Origin of the sequence: Burkholderia sp. M6-3 (assembly GCF_050858985.1) — a bacterium.
GTDB classification, from domain to species: Bacteria; Pseudomonadota; Gammaproteobacteria; order Burkholderiales; family Burkholderiaceae; genus Paraburkholderia; species Paraburkholderia caledonica.
The window spans coordinates 951,341-966,622 of sequence record NZ_CP110091.1 but is presented as its reverse complement, the minus strand read 5'-3'; the positions used below and the strand labels follow the sequence as shown (position 1 = coordinate 966,622).

Genomic DNA, 15,282 nt, shown 5'->3' with positions numbered 1-15,282 from the left:
CGACCATGGCGCACACGCTTTCATCCATTGGCGCGGCGAATCCGCAACCGACGTTGCGGCTCGAATCCGACGCCATCAACGAAGCACGAATTCAACTCGCGGCATGCTTTCAACTGGCGTCGCAGTACGGTTTTGAAGAGGGAATCTGCAATCACTTCTCGGCTGTGGTGCCCGGGCACGACAACCTGTTCTTCGTCAATCCGTATGGTTATGCGTTCTCCGAAATCACGGCTTCACGGCTGCTGGTTTGCGACGTCGACGGGCATGTCGTAGCGGGCCAGGGCCAGCCGGAAGCAACCGCGTTTTATATTCACGCACGTTTGCATCGATTGAAGCCGCGCGTGAAGGCCGCGTTTCACACGCATATGCCGAATGCCACGGCGTTGTGCCTGCTCGAAGGTCCGCCGCTATTGTGGCTCGGGCAGACAGCACTCAAGTTCTATGGCCGCACCGCAGTCGACGAGAACTACAACGGGCTTGCGCTCGACGATTCGGAAGGCGATCGCATTGCGGAGACGATCGGCGATGCGGATATCCTGTTCCTCAAGAATCACGGCGTAATGGTAGCCGGCGCGAGTATTGCAGAAGCGTGGGACGACCTCTACTACCTGGAGCGCGCCGCGGAAGTCCAGCTAAAGGCGATGAGCAGCAATCGCCCACTCAAAGCCGTGCCGCACGACGTAGCGCAGCGCACTTATGAACAGATGCGCGACGGCGACAAGGAGAGCGCGCGCGCTCATCTGGACAGCGCAATGCGAGAACTGCGCAGGCGCGCAATCGCGTTCGACCAATAGAATTACTTGCGCGCCCGGTGCGCTGCGGCGACTGCATCCAGCCCCGCCATGACGAAGCGGACGAAGTCTTCCACGAGCGCATTCTTATCTTTGGCAACGGCGGGCAGCAACGCTGCCTGCGCCTGCCGGGGGGCAATCATTAACGCGATGCAGGGCAGCACGGTGAACATCACTGCTCGCTGCACAGTCGGCTCCTGCGGATTCAGCTGCAATACTTCCCCCATCAAACCGAGCAGAACCGCAGCTTTTGGCCGGACCGCCTTTTCGATGAGCGCCGGAATAGCGGGCGACGGCGACAGCATCTCGCGCAACATCAGCATGAATCCCCACGGCGCGCTCGTGCTGGTGGACAGGCCGACGAATCGCGAGATCACCGCGCGCAACTTGTCGCGAGGGTCGCCCGCCCCTTCTGTCAGTGCGGTCAATTCGTCGAGGCTCACTACCTGACGATGCGCCTCCACGAGTGCCGCCTCGTATAGCGCCTCGCGACTACCGAAGTGATAATTGACTGACGCCATCGGCGTGCCCGCACGCTCGCATATTTCCTTGCTGGTGGCTTCGGCGAAACCGCGCGCTGCGAAGACCTGCCCCGCAATGTCGAGCAGATGCTGGCGTGTCGCCGCTCCGTCAGGCCGGCTCGCGCGCTTCACTGCTTTCGGCCGCGGTGGCGTCTCACGCTCTGCTGCTTGTTTTGCACGAGGTTTGGCGTCGGGTTGCACTGCCCGGCTCGTCGGTTTCGTCGCTTGGGCCGGTGTTGTTCCCTGCGGCTTTCCAGCTTTCTGTTTGCGGTCGACGTGTCCTGGGGTCGTCACTGGTTTTGTTGGCATGACTCAGTTTCGCTCGAAAAACAGTTTGAATTTGAATTCAAATTCACATAGCATTCATTTTACTTCATCCTTGCAGATCGAGCATTCGGGGAAGCATCAGGAATGACACTTCCCGGCGATGAGAATGGAATGCCCGCTGAGCACGCGCCGCGACCGCGGTGCGTAGAGTGGAACCAGATCAATGAAGAACTTCATCAAATCAATCAGGCATTCCGCATGGACGCTCCTCTTCGGCGTCCTGCTCGTCGTGGGGTGCTCGCATCGCGACGAGAATGCCTATCAGGGCTATGTAGAGGGCGAATATGTCTACCTGGGTTCGTCGCAGGCGGGCAAGCTCACGCAGTTGCAGGTCACGCGCGGACAAACCGTCAAAGCAGACGCACCGCTATTCGCTCTGGACGTCGTCGACGAAACGGCCGCCCTGCAGCAGGCGCAGGAACAACTCGCGGCTGCGCGCTCCCAGCTCGCCGATATCCAGACCGGCAAGCGCGTGCCGGAAGTCAACGTCAATCGCGCACAGCTCGCTCAGGCTGCCGCGAACGCGCGTAAGGCGGCGCTGCAACTCACACGCGACGAAGCGCAGTACAGCGCAGGCGGCATTTCGAAAGCTCAACTCGACGATTCGCGTGCGAATGCGGACGCCACGTCGGCGCAAGTGCGTGAACTTACGAATCAGGTGCAAGTCGCGCGTTTGCCCAGGCGTTCGCAGCAGATCAGCGCCCAGCAGGCGCAGGTCGCAGCGGCTGAAGCCGTGGTCGCGCAGGCGCAGTGGAAGCTGGATCAGAAGCGTGTCAATGCGCCCGCCGACGGACTGATCTACGACACGCTCTATCGCAACGGCGAATGGGTACCGGCGGGCAGCCCAGTTGTGCAGATGCTACCGCCGCAGAACATCAAGGTACGCTTTTTCGTGCCCGAGACGCTGGTTGGCGCACTCACGCCGGGTCGCGAGGTGATCACGCATTGCGACGGTTGTGCGGCGGATGTGCCGGCAAAAATCACCTACGTTTCGAACAACGCGGAATACACGCCGCCAGTCATCTATAGCAACGAAAGCCGAGCAAAGCTTGTTTACATGATCGAGGCGCACCCCTCCGTTGCGGATGCAACAAAACTTCATCCCGGTCAGCCGGTGACGGTGGTGCTCAAATGAGCAGTGACTCCGACTCCCGCGAGTACGTCATCGACGTGCATGAACTCAACAAACATTTCGGCGACAAGCACGTCGTAAACAACGTTTCATTGCGAGTGGCGCGTGGCCAGATTTTTGGTTTCCTCGGCCCGAACGGCAGCGGCAAGACCACGTGCATCCGATTGATGTGCGGACTGCTCACACCCGACTCGGGCACCGGCACATGCCTCGGCTACGATATCCGTCGCGACAGTGCGCAGATCAAGCGCAATGTCGGTTATATGACTCAACGGTTCTCGTATTGGGAAGATCTGACCATTCGGGAGAACCTCGACTTCGTCGCACGCATTTACCAGATGCGCAACCGGCGCGAAACAGTCGATAAATCGCTCGAAGCACTCGGGCTGCAAAGCCGCGCGAATCAGATGACAGGGTCGCTTTCAGGAGGCTGGAAGCAACGTCTCGCGCTCGCGGCATGCATGCTGCACGAACCCAGATTGCTGCTGCTCGACGAGCCGACTGCGGGCGTCGACCCCACTGCACGCCGCGACTTCTGGGAAGAACTGCACCGCCTCGCGGCACGCGGCATATCCGTACTCGTCAGCACACATTACATGGATGAAGCCGAGCGCTGTCACAAGCTCGCCTATATCGCCTACGGCAAGCTGCTCGCGCAAGGCACGTCGAAAGAGGTGATCGAGTCGCAGGATCTTGCGACGTGGTCGATTGAAGGCGAGCACCTGACCGAACTGTCGGAGAAGCTACGTGCAACGCCCGGTGTCGATCAGACCGTTGTATTCGGCGCCGCACTGCATGCGAGCGGGCGGGATCACGCGGCGCTCGAACGCGCCATCAGGCAGGCCACCGCAGGCACGACGCTTCGCATGGAGCCCATAGAAACAGGTCTTGAAGACGTATTCATCTATCTGATGAGTCATTCGAAAGACAACTTTGGAGGGCAAACGTGAGCACCGGTACTGCTTTTTCGCTGACGCGCTGGTGGAGTGTGGTACTGAAAGAGTTCCTTCAACTGCGGCGCGATCGCGTCACATTCGCGATGATCGTGGGTGTGCCCATTATTCAACTCGCGCTCTTCGGTTTCGCAATCAACACCGACCCGAAGCATTTGCCCACTGCCATCATCGTGCACGATGAGAGCGAGTTTTCGCGCAGCTTCGTTGCTGCAATGACCAACTCGGCCTATTTCGACATCGTCGAGACGCTGCCAGACGAAGAAGCCGGGCGCCGCGCGCTTGCGAGGGGCCGCGTGCAATTCGTGCTGAATATACCCATCGACTTCTCCAGAAAGCTGCTGCGTGGCGAGCACCCTTCGCTGCTGCTCGAAGCCGACGCGACCGACCCTACCGCAACGCAAACCGCCGTCGCCGCGCTCCCGCACCTTGTGCAACCGGTCGCCGACAAGGACATCACAGGACCACTCGCACATCTGAATGGCGGGCAGAGCGCATTTGGCGTGCAGGTTCACAATCTGTACAACCCCGAAGGCATTACCCAGTACAACGTCGTTCCCGGACTCATGGGCGTAATCCTGACGATGACACTCGTCATGATGACTGGGCTCGCCGTCACCCGTGAACGTGAGCGCGGCACCATGGAAAACCTGCTGGCTACGCCGGTTCTGCCGATCGAAGTCATGACCGGCAAGATCGTGCCGTACGTCGCCATCGGGCTTATCCAGGCATCGATCATTCTGTTTGCGGCGCGGTTCGTGTTTCATGTGCCTTTTGTCGGCAGCCCGGTGGCGATTTACCTCGCGGCGCTGCTCTTCATTGCCGCGAACCTGACGGTAGGGATCACATTGTCTTCGCTCGCACAGAATCAGCTGCAAGCCATGCAGCTTACCGTGTTCTATTTCCTGCCGAATATTCTTCTATCCGGTTTCATGTTCCCGTTTGCGGGTATGCCGCAATGGGCTCAATTCATCGGCAACCTGTTGCCGTTGACGTATTTCAACCGGCTCATTCGCGGAATTTTGCTCAAGGGCGTCGGATGGGTGGACCTCTGGCCTTCGGTGTGGCCCATGGCTCTGTTTACAGCCATCGTCATGGCAATTGCGCTACGCTTTTACCGGCGCACGCTCGACTAGGAGAATGTCCATGAGAACACTTCTTCTTGCCTGCGCAGTGGCTTTGAGCGGCTGCACCTTGGGACCGGACTTTCAGGCACCGGCGGCGCCCGGCACGCAAAGTTATACACGCGAGACATTGCCCGAGCGTACTGTCGCGTCCAACGGAGCGGCGGGCGCCGCGCAGAAATTCAGCCTCACGCCAAGGCCAACGTCGATGTGGTGGCGTCAATTCCAGTCAGACGCGCTGAACCGTCTCGTGGACGCCGCATTGCGTGAAAGTCCGACGCTCGCACAAGCGCGCGCCAAGCTGCTCGAAGCGCGCGAAAATTACACCGCACTCGCGGGCGGTACGCAATTCCCGGGCATCGACGCAACTGTCTCGGGTGCAAGGCAAAAGGTTGACCCCGCTGCGTTCGGCATTCCGAATGTCGAGAACCCAGGGCCGTTCTCTTTATTTAGCACATCGGTCAGCGTTTCGTATGTGTTCGATATCTTCGGCGGCAATCGGCGCGCGCTTGAGGCAAGCATGGCCCAAGTCGACTACGAATCGTATGAGTTCGATGCGGCACGGCTCGCGATTGCGGGAAATGTGGTGTCTACCGCCGTGCGCCGCGCCTCGCTGCAACTACAGATAACGCTCACGCAGCGGCTTGTCGACGCACAGGCTCATCAATTGTCGATCATGGAAGCGCGTTTAGCTGCCGGCGGCGTGTCGCAACTCGACGTACGCAGCCAGCGCACGCTGCTTGCACAGACTCGCGCGTCTTTGCCGCCGCTGGCAACCCAGTTGGCCGCTGCGGATCATCAGTTGGCCATTCTGCTCGGGAGAGCGCCATCTGAAGCAGATTTCGACACAATTACTTTCGACGCGCTGCATCTGCCAGTCGATATTCCAGTCGCTCTGCCGTCAACACTCGCTCGTGCGCGGCCGGACATCCAGGCTTCGGAAGCTTTGCTGCATCAAGCCAGCGCAAATGTCGGCGTCGCCACGGCGAACCTGTATCCGCAATTCGTGTTGTCGGCGGGAATCGGCTCGGAACGCACGCGCATTGGCGACATCGTGAATGGGCTGAACGTGTGGAATATCGGCCTGAATCTGACTCAGCCGATCTTTCACGGCGGAGAACTGCACGCGAAGAAACGCGCGGCGCAGGCCGCATACGACGCCGCATTCGCGAGCTATCGGCAAACCGTGCTCGAAGCATTGCAACAGGTCGCCGACTCGCTGACGGCAATGCAGAACGACGCTCGAGAACTTCAGGCGCGCACCGAGGCCGCACAGGAGGCCGAGGCAAGCGTTGGCGTTGCGGCTCAACAATATGCGGCCGGCGGAATCAGCCAGTTTGCTCTACTCGATGCTCAACGTCAGATGTTGCAAACTGCACTCGATCAAACGCGGGCTCAAGCAAACCGCTTCACCGACACTGCTGCGCTGTTTCAGGCGCTTGGCACGCAGCCTGACAGCCAGGCTGGGAATTCGCCTGGGGATCCGCTTGGCAATCCGCTTGGCAGCAACCCATAACAGTCTGCTCGCTTTGCTTGGAATTACAACTGCGCTTCGATAGCCGCCTTATCAATCACGGACCACACCTGACCAATTCTTTCGCCGCGGAATTCGTAGAACACATTTTCGGTGAAAGTCACCGTTCTGCCGTTGACTTCGAGACCGAGAAATTTCCCTTTCGGTGTGCAATTGAAGCGCAGCCGCGCCGCCACATACGCAGGGTCGGTAACCATCAGTTCGATGTCGAAATGAAGGTCTGGAATCTCCGCAAAATTCCTCTCCAGCATCGTGCGATAGCCCGACAAGCCGATCCGCTGATCGTTGTAGTAAACGTCGTCGTGGACGAATTGCGCCAACCTTATCCAATCCTGACTGTTAAGGCAGGCGATGTAGCCTCGATACACGTTTGAGAGGTCGGGCTCAGTCATGGCAAGTTTCCATTTGTCGTCTAGGTGAGTGGGTTCCAGCATAACCGCTCGAAAGCTGGGTTGCGTGGTCGCGCTGTTCGAGACGACAGTACTGCGCGCGCGGCATACGCATTGCTGCACCGTGGCGATGCGGCGCGCTCCTTGTGTCGCCTCAACACACGTTATTTCACGACCATGAAAAATTCGGCTTTGTGGGTCACCGCGTGCGCAGTCTCGCTTGCCATGGCGTTGGCCGGTTGCAACCGCTCCGGTACTTCGTCAACAGACCAGGCGAGCGGCGCGGCCGCAGTGAGTGGCGCCGCGCAAAGCGGGCCTGCCGTGTCGGCGCCCGCCACTGCGGCAAGCGACGCGCCTGCCGGCGCAAGTCAATAGTATTTTGACGCTGGGAGCCGCGCCACTGGCGAAATTGCCGACATGCGTTCGATCCGTTTGCATGGCGAGGAATAGCCGTTGCTTAAACACTGCGCGTTGTTGCGCATTCCCTCCCCTCGCACTGACACGGAGCACCCTTATGAACGCTGTTGTATTGACCCAGCCGGAAATTCGCCACGAAGACAATGCAATTGTCGCCTACGAAATGGCAGCCAAAGCAGTTGCCGGCCTCGAGAAAGTTGTCGAATTGAACGTACAGACCGTCAAGACGTCCTTGTCCGAGCAGCAGGCGCTTGTCGATGCCGCGCTATCTTCGGTGTCCCTGGATCAGGTAATCGATCTGCAGTTCCAGCAAATCCCCGCCGCAATGAAGAAGACCTGCGCGTATTGGGGGCATGTCGAAGACATCGCCGTGGATACGCATAACGAGCTAGCAGGTGTGCTCCAGGACAGCGTAAGCAGTTACCTGTCCACGCTGTTTTCGTTTCTTGGCAGCGCTGGGGCGATCGGCATTGCACCGGCGGAACGCACAACCGTAACAAGCCCGCTCGTGATTGACGAGCCGCCAGCCACGCAAAGCGGGCCTGTCGCAATCCTGGACGGTGCAGGCAATGTCGTGTCGTCCACAGGACGAACCGATCTGCACTGACGTAGCGCAAAAGTGGCGCGGCAAAGGCGTGTCGGCCTGCCGCGCCGTCGCGTCCGGTAGCGATGCGAAAGGACATTAACGGCCATTACACTCAACGTTTCGCGACAAATGTCCTACATTTAGGGTCTTTACTAATATGAAAATCTGTCGCGTGTTTATCATTGGGCCACATGCATTCCAGGCAGAGGCGCGTGCGCCGTCCGCCCTCTAGTGGCCCGACCAGTTTCGGGTCCCGCCTGCTTCCCACCGCACCAGATATTTCCCAATGGATAGACTATGAGTAGCGCACGTTTCGCGTCGTTTTGGCATGGCCCAGAGCTTTCGGCCTATGAGGTGGCCTGTTTGAGTTCGTTCACCGCCTATGGCAGTGATGTCGCGCTTTATACCTATGGCGAGGTAGAGAACGTACCCAAGGGCGTGATCGTCAAGGACGCAAGCGAAATTGTGAAACCCGACGCGTTAACAGCATTTTCTATTGACGGTACCCCGTCAATAGCGCATTTCACCGACTATTTTCGCTTCGTCATGTTTACGAAGACGGACGAAATCTGGATTGACACCGACATGCTGCTTTTGCGCGCGTTTGATCGCAGCCTGGAGGGCAACATTATCGGGCGGGAGTCGGCCACCAGCATTTGCACTGCTCTGCTGCGCCTCGACCCCACCGATCCGCGCCTGCTGGAGCTTTTACAACGGATCGAAGCGATGAAAGGCACCTCCATAAAATGGGGTGACACAGGTCCGCGTTTGCTGACGTCCATATATGGCGTAGATGCCGGAGTACCGGAAAGCGACTTCTATCCGGTACATTTCGACGATTACTACAAGGTATTTCTTCCGCAGTACTTCGACGAGTGCGCAGCGTTGTGCGCCAATTCGTACTCGCTGCACCTCTGGAATAATCGCGTTGTGAAGATGGGCTTGTTCAAACGAGTGGGACCGCCGCGCGGCTCATTCCTTCATCACGTCTTCGAGCAAATCGGGGCGAACAGTCTTTTCCGGGAGTTTTATCCCGCGAACGTCATGCAGGCGATGATAGATAACGTCGAGCAAAAGGTTGGGCGCGACGAAGGCTTCCGCAAGCTCTTGCAGATTGGCATGCCGGTCGTAAAGACGGCAATTGTGAAGCGTCTGGGGGTTTGAACACTTGAGCGGCCGCGTGGCCGTTCAGTCATGCGCCTCGCGCGACTTCGATGAGCTCCTTCACGCGCCGCGCGATATTCGTCAACAGGCCCTGTTGCGACGACCCGCCCTGCTGCTGACGATGCGGCATGCGCTGCAAGTCTTCCCAGTCGCTCTCCAGCGCGCGGGCGTGGCCCTCCGGCGGGAACGGCCATTCCATTGCGACCGCGCGCGCACGCGCGGCGCCCTGAGCTTGGCCTGAGCGCTCCACATACTCATTGATAGCCGACGCTTCGCGCTGCGCCGCTTCTCGCGAAGCCATAGCAATAAAGTCGTCCGGCCCCTCAATATGGACGCACCACAATTGTTCGCTCACGCGCGTTCCTCGCTGAATACCGTCATAGGGCGCTACCCTTCAGCAGTTCCCACTTCAGGTCCTGAAAGCAGGGGCCCTGCGTCGCCTCACTGAACTTCACATCGTTGTGTTCGCCGTTCCATTCCATAATCTGCACTTTGCCGTCACTATCGACTGTCACGTCCCACCCGATGCAGCGCGCAAACGGCACCTTGCGATGGAGTTGCAGAACGGTGTCGATGCAATCGCTGAACGCAGGCATCTTCAATCCGGCGAACCTGACTTTAGAATCGGGGTGCTCTTCAGTCGCGCCCCAGTCGCTCATGAAACCTTTGCGAGCGAATTCACCCGTTACCAGGTCCACGGGCACACAGACTTCGTCATCCACCGTGATATGGGTATGACTCGCCCTGCCCACGCGCAAAAATGCGGCGCGCAGCGAGGCGCGACCAAGGTCATCCACCGCCGTGGTCAAGCGTAAGGTCGCGACCGAGTTGGCGGCGAACGCGCTCAACAATGGATGCTGAACGATGAACTTCTGTAGTACTCCGTTGCCGAGCGATTTGATGAGATTGCAGTCAAACGATTTCCGGTCGAAGAAATGAATGCCTTTGCCTTGCCCTGAGCCGTCCAGTTTAAAGACGACCTTATCGCAGTCGCGGAACACCGCGTCTGCTAGTTCGCTTTCAGGAACCACCACGTTGCGGTCCGTAAAGAACAGGCCATTCGCGAAGTAGGCAATGTCGGGAAACGCGTCACCGCCAAAAATAACCCGCGACATGGGCTTCAGATTCGAGATCCTGCCGTAGCCGCCTTTCATATTGGGCACGACCACGCCGCCGTAAAAGTTGTCGGGGATCCAGCCTTCCTTGAACGTGCCGCTGAACGCAGCATAAACGCGAAGCCAGGGTGCGTAGATCGCATCGCCGAATACGTCCAGTGCGTACGTATCGGCCTGCTTGAGAGTCGCCGGGTCCGCTGGTCCGTATTTCTTCTCCAGTTGCCGCAGGACGCGCTTAGCCTGGACGCCATGCACCCGGTGGAATGCGTATCGCCCCACGCTCTTTATTGAACGTCTGGCTACTGTCTCCACGTCGATCAGTTTCATAGTCCCCTCCCCCTGCTGATTATGCTTGAGCTCCGCACGTACTTCACTGCATTACTGGGGCCTCGATCCAACGGACGGATCAGTAAGCGTTGGGATGATGCAGCCCCTTGAATATAGTCGCGAAAATGATCTTGACGTCGAGCGCGAACGACCAGTTCCGAAGATAGTACAAATCGTGCGCTACGCGGCCTTCCATCTTCTCGATGCGGTCCGTCTCCCCGCGAAAGCCATTGATTTGTGCCCACCCGGTAATACCGGGCTTGATCCGATAGCGGTGAATATAGCCCGATACGATGTGCTGATAAAGGTCGTCGTGCTCGAGCGCGTGCGGCCTCGGCCCCACGACGGACATGTCGCCACGCAGTACGTTGAAGAACTGCGGCAACTCGTCGAGGCTCGTACGCCGCAAGAACCGTCCGACCCTTGTGATGCGGGGGTCGCCACGCGTAGCCTGCTCTAGCACTCCTTCCTTCTTCGCATGCAAGCGCATACTCCGGAACTTGTAAATCATGAAGACGCGGCCGTCCGCGCCCTTTCGGCATTGCTTGAAGAACACAGGACCGGGCGAGCTGAGTTTCACCGCTATCGCACACGCGAGAAGAATCGGCGAGACAGCAATCAACGCAATCAGTGCGAAGATGCGATCGAACAGTTCTTTCTTCACGAGAGCGTTCGGCGGCAGTGGCGAGGCGGCCAGGTTGATGGTTGGAAAGCCGAGCAACTCGGTCACGCTTCCATCGAAAAGGGCCAGCGCCCGGACATCCGGCATAAAGCGCACATTGATCAGATCGTTGCGGAATTCATCGACCAGTTCCAGAATCGCCCGTTCTTCCGACAAAGGCAACGCCAGCCACACTTCATCTATCTGCTGTTCGCGCACGTATTTCGCGAACGCGGCGCGCTGCTCGAACACGGGCACGGACATCGTGGTTTCCTTGTCCGGACGCAGGTTGTAGACAGCGTTTGCACGAAAGCCCGCAGCCGGCTCCATCTCCATCTTGCGCAAGATTTCGTCGCAATGTTCTCCACACGCGGCGACAGCGACCTTCTGGAGATTCAATCCTGCGTTGCGCACTCGTCCGAGAAGAACGTGGGTGACCATGCGCCCTGCGATCATTGCACCGCCAGCGATGCCGGTCCAGTACACAAACCATAACCGGGACACGAAATCGATGCGGTGCAGCGAGAACATCAACGCAAGTGCGCAGGCCTGCACCACGAGCCAGCCAAGCGCCACCTGCCCGGCGAGAACGCGTTTCGACCGGCCGCGCCACGACTGATAGACGCCCAGTGCCGGAAACACAGCGAGCGAAAACGCCGCCGCAAACGCGACAAATGCCAGGTAGAAGTTTCGTTGCGCGAAATCGTCGAAGCGGATGTGAGACGCGGCAACCGCGCCTCCGAGGATCATCGCCACATCGAATAGCCTGGCCATTAGACCTGTGATCAATCGCATAGCAGTTCCCTCGTACGCTCTCTGGTTCGCCACGGCCGATCAACCAGCACGGCCATACTTATCGTCGAATCGAACGATGTCGTCTTCGCCGAGATAGGTTCCGGATTGCACCTCAATGATCTGAAGCGGAACGCAACCGGGATTCTCAAGCCGGTGACGAATACCCAGCGGGATATACGTCGACTCGTTTTCACCAAGAAGAAATTGTTCTTCGCCGCGCGTGACGAGAGCGGTACCGCTCACCACGATCCAATGCTCTGCGCGGTGATGGTGCATTTGCAACGACAGGCGCGCGCCCGGCATCACAACAATTCGCTTCACCTGGAAACGGTCGCCCTGATCGATCGAATCGTAAAAGCCCCACGGGCGACGCACCTTTCTGTGCGCATCCGCTTCGGGTGACTTCTCCGCCTTGATACGCGACACGAGTCCCTTGATGTCCTGCACGTGCGAACGGTCAGCCACCAGGACAGCGTCGTCCGTCTCGACGACAATCAGATCGTTCGTACCGACGCATGCGAGCAGTCGGCCACCTTGCGAGCGAGCGTAAGTTGCCGTCGCGCCTTCGAAGAGAACACGTCCGCTCGACGCGTTGCCGCAATCGTCTTTCTCCATCGCCTGCCACACGGCGTCCCACGAGCCCAGATCCGACCATCCGGCTTCCAGAGGCACGACCACGCCCGAGAACGGCGATTCGGGCTTACCTAAATGTTCCATGACCGCATAATCGATCGAGTCCGACGGCGACTGCAAGAACGCTTCAGCATCGGGAACGACACAGCCGTCGGTGACCTTGGCGCCTTCATAAGCTCGCACGCATGCATCGTGTATTTGCGGCTGGAACTGACGGATCACGGAGAGCCATACGGATGCGCGCACTACGAACATCCCGCTATTCCACCAGTAATTGCCGGACTCGACGTACTGCGCGGCCAGCTCGGGCGCCGGCTTCTCGACAAAACGTTCGATTCGATGTGCGCCGTCCGACAGTGCACTGCCGAGGCGGATATACCCAAAGCCCGTGTCCGGGCCGGTAGGCGGAACGCCCAGCGTGGCAATAGCGCCCGCGTCCGCGTGGCGAGCCGCAATTTCAATTGCCTTATGGAGCGCCGTCAGATCTGCAATCGCATGGTCCGCAGGCATCGCGACGAGAATTACGTCCGTGCCTTCAGATGCTGCTGTCAGCGCGGCAAGGGTCAGCGCAGGCGCTGTATCGCGGCGACCGGGCTCGACGACGATACGGGCATTCACGCCACTTTCGCGAGCCTGCTCAGAAGTTGCGAAATAATGTTCGGCACCGCACACAATTACCGGATCGGGCACGACGCTCCATAGCGGATTGAAGTCATCCATCCGGTTCATCGTGGCCTGCAACAAGGTCTTATCGCCAATCACATCGATCAGCTGCTTCGGGAACTGCTCACGCGACACAGGCCATAGACGCGTGCCCGAGCCGCCTGCGAGAATGACTTGCGCGAGCGGTGGGCATTCCTGGGATGCTACGTGCTGAGCTTCGAAGTCCGTCTCGCCGGCGGTTGCAAAAACTTTATCCATTTATCGCTCCAAGACATATGGGCCGGACAGCGATTAATCGCATAAGCGCCGACGAAATACGCTATACGTCGGCACTTTCCGGTCTCACATGTGATCAATGACGGGGTGTGGGCATCAACGGGCTACGCGAGCCGTTCTGTCCGCGTAAAGCAAGGATGCACACCGGGTTCTCGTCCGTGAGCGTCCACCCTTGCGCACTCAGGCAGCAGCGGGTCGCTCACGAAAAAACAAACGGCATACATATCGGCGTGGCGCCAGAATGCAGATGCCACTGAAGCATTACTCGATGTGATCAATCATAGACACCTCACGCTGCACCACAGCAATCGTGGCGCGAACAGTTGAGGTTTTGGCCAGCGTGGTGGCATTAGCGAGCGCGCACGTCTGCGAGACCATTGTTATCGCCGCCGTCTGTGCGGCAGCGCGTGGAAATCAGTGCCTATACGTGGTACCTTCGTGGGTGCTTGGGTAGCTCATTCATCCATACGCAGGACCCAATTCAATTCAGGTTCGCCGCCCCGCTGCAGCGCGCCGCATCTCCAACCAGGTTGTGTTCGCACGTAATGGCCATGTCATTGCAGGCTATGCGCCATTTGTTTTTCGGGAGTCGCAATGGCTTACATTTCGCTACTTGCGTTGTTTCTTACTGTTACGAATCTCGTGCCTCTTAGCGCGGTCGGCTTTGTACCGATCGTTCTTTGCTCATGGCGTTTTTTCGGCCGGCGCTATCCGGCTTTTATTACACCATTGACGGCGCTGACCGCTTTAATCGTCGTATCCACGCTGCTTTACGATCCGAAATCGTTTACCGAATTCGAGTTTTACCGGCGCGACGGCAACTTCTTCATTTCCTACGCTCCCATTTTTGCCGGTTGCCTCTATGTGCATCGGCTGGATCTGAACAAAGTGCTTCGCACGTTCTTCATCTTCGCGGTCGGGATCAATATTCCGCCGTACGCTTACTACGTCGTCGAGACCGGCATACTGAGCATCTTCACGAACCCCGACAACAGCTTCGGCAGTTACTTCATCGCGCGCAACGCAGCGGGCGGATTCTTCGCAATGCTGTTCTGCCTGGGTGTTGGATGCTATCTGCAAAAGCGCAGCAAACTGCTGCTCGCGCTGATCGCGGCCAACGCAATGATGCTGTTTTCAACATACAGTCGCGGCTCTCTGCTCGGTGCCGCAGCAGTACTGCCATACCTCTACTTCGGCCGTAAGCGCTGGCTACTGGCTGTGTTGATGGGCGGTCTGATTGCAGGCTCCCTTGCAATGGCCGTCTTCCACACCGACGGGACCATCGACTACATGGGCTACCCGTTCAATATCCACAATCAGGATGCCAAGGTCGCCAACCTCAACATCCGCTACGAATGGCTGTGGCCGCGCGCCCTCGCCTATTTTGAGCAAAGCCCGATCGTGGGCCTCGGCTTTGGTTCATTCGACGATCACATCGGCACTGTAACGTCGTACTTTCACCTGTTCGGTGCGCCTTCCGACATCGTGGTCGAACACAGTGATTCGCACGCTCATAACTCTTACCTGAATGCGCTCGCCGAAACTGGTGTGGTGGGTCTGTTCCTCACGCTGAGCTTCTTCTGGAAGCTGGTGGAGTGGAGTAAAGATGGAGCGGCTGCCAGTGCACTGGTCGGAGGCGGCCAGAACTTTTCTGCGTTCCGCTTCGTCGAAATCTCGTCCGTGTGTTTGCTGGTCATGGCGGCAACAGAGCATCGGCTCGTGTCGCCTTCGAACGTTTTGATACTCTCGCTCGTCATCTCCCTGCTGCTGGCGTCACAATCCGCCAATGCGATCACTGCGGAATTCAATCGGCGCAAATCGCTGGTCCGCCGTCGCGTCTAAGAAGTTGCTACGCCTGCCGCGCTGTAGCGGGA

14 protein-coding genes are annotated in these 15,282 nt (G+C 58.5%); 8 read left to right on the top strand and 6 right to left on the bottom strand.

Features of this window, described 5'->3' with window-relative positions:
* Positions 1–5 precede the first annotated feature (5 nt).
* Positions 6–794, top strand: coding sequence for a class II aldolase and adducin N-terminal domain-containing protein (locus OH764_RS21620; RefSeq protein ID WP_498850735.1), 789 nt, complete (start codon positions 6–8; stop codon positions 792–794).
* Between the two features lie 2 nt (positions 795–796).
* Here the strand turns inward: OH764_RS21620 and OH764_RS21615 are convergent, their stop codons facing one another.
* A complete protein-coding gene (locus tag OH764_RS21615) occupies positions 797–1,621 on the bottom strand; it encodes a TetR/AcrR family transcriptional regulator (protein WP_498850734.1) in 825 nt (274 codons plus the stop codon).
* A gap of 181 nt (positions 1,622–1,802) precedes the next feature.
* Here OH764_RS21615 and OH764_RS21610 point away from each other — a divergent pair, with 181 nt between their 5' ends.
* Genes OH764_RS21610 through OH764_RS21595 form a run of 4 tightly spaced genes read left to right on the top strand, consistent with a single transcriptional unit; the run spans position 1,803 to position 6,364 of the window.
* The gene (locus tag OH764_RS21610) at positions 1,803–2,774 is read left to right on the top strand and encodes an HlyD family secretion protein (protein ID WP_498850733.1); all 972 of its coding nucleotides are present in this window, start codon (positions 1,803–1,805) and stop codon (positions 2,772–2,774) included.
* Positions 2,771–3,721, top strand: coding sequence for an ABC transporter ATP-binding protein (locus OH764_RS21605; protein WP_498850732.1), 951 nt, complete (start codon positions 2,771–2,773; stop codon positions 3,719–3,721). Before OH764_RS21610 ends, OH764_RS21605 begins: the two co-directional genes overlap by 4 nt.
* On the top strand, positions 3,718–4,860 hold the full coding sequence (locus OH764_RS21600; protein WP_498850731.1) for an ATP-binding cassette domain-containing protein: 1,143 nt from the start codon (positions 3,718–3,720) through the stop codon (positions 4,858–4,860). Before OH764_RS21605 ends, OH764_RS21600 begins: the two co-directional genes overlap by 4 nt.
* A 10-nt stretch (positions 4,861–4,870) precedes the next feature.
* Positions 4,871–6,364: an outer membrane factor lipoprotein domain-containing protein gene (locus OH764_RS21595; protein WP_498850730.1), complete on the top strand. Its 1,494-nt coding sequence runs from the start codon at positions 4,871–4,873 to the stop codon at positions 6,362–6,364.
* Between the two features lie 23 nt (positions 6,365–6,387).
* On the opposite strand, the gene OH764_RS21590 is transcribed toward OH764_RS21595, so the two are convergent.
* Complete coding sequence (locus OH764_RS21590) at positions 6,388–6,774, bottom strand: ester cyclase (RefSeq protein WP_498851255.1); 387 nt, start codon at positions 6,772–6,774, stop codon at positions 6,388–6,390.
* A gap of 511 nt (positions 6,775–7,285) precedes the next feature.
* On the opposite strand from OH764_RS21590, the gene OH764_RS21585 reads away from it, so the two are divergent.
* A complete protein-coding gene (locus OH764_RS21585) occupies positions 7,286–7,795 on the top strand; it encodes a phasin family protein (protein ID WP_498850729.1) in 510 nt (169 codons plus the stop codon).
* A gap of 276 nt (positions 7,796–8,071) precedes the next feature.
* Positions 8,072–8,938 carry a hypothetical protein gene (locus OH764_RS21580; RefSeq protein WP_498850728.1) on the top strand — a complete coding sequence of 289 codons (867 nt, stop codon included), beginning with the start codon at positions 8,072–8,074 and terminating at the stop codon, positions 8,936–8,938.
* A 28-nt stretch (positions 8,939–8,966) separates the two neighbouring features.
* Here OH764_RS21580 and OH764_RS21575 read toward each other — a convergent pair whose 3' ends face one another.
* From OH764_RS21575 to OH764_RS21560, 4 genes are all read right to left on the bottom strand, one after another.
* Positions 8,967–9,293, bottom strand: coding sequence for a hypothetical protein (locus OH764_RS21575; protein ID WP_498850727.1), 327 nt, complete (start codon positions 9,291–9,293; stop codon positions 8,967–8,969).
* Positions 9,294–9,315: 22 nt separating this feature from the next.
* Positions 9,316–10,380, bottom strand: coding sequence for an ATP-grasp domain-containing protein (locus OH764_RS21570; RefSeq protein WP_498850726.1), 1,065 nt, complete (start codon positions 10,378–10,380; stop codon positions 9,316–9,318).
* A 79-nt stretch (positions 10,381–10,459) separates the two neighbouring features.
* Entirely contained in the window at positions 10,460–11,836 is a 1,377-nt protein-coding gene (locus tag OH764_RS21565; RefSeq protein ID WP_498850725.1) for a sugar transferase, read from the bottom strand.
* 39 nt (positions 11,837–11,875) lie between these two features.
* Positions 11,876–13,390 carry a mannose-1-phosphate guanylyltransferase/mannose-6-phosphate isomerase gene (locus OH764_RS21560; protein WP_020068490.1) on the bottom strand — a complete coding sequence of 505 codons (1,515 nt, stop codon included), beginning with the start codon at positions 13,388–13,390 and terminating at the stop codon, positions 11,876–11,878.
* Positions 13,391–14,002: 612 nt separating this feature from the next.
* Here OH764_RS21560 and OH764_RS21555 point away from each other — a divergent pair.
* On the top strand, positions 14,003–15,250 hold the full coding sequence (locus OH764_RS21555; protein ID WP_498850724.1) for an O-antigen ligase family protein: 1,248 nt from the start codon (positions 14,003–14,005) through the stop codon (positions 15,248–15,250).
* Positions 15,251–15,282: the final 32 nt, after the last annotated feature.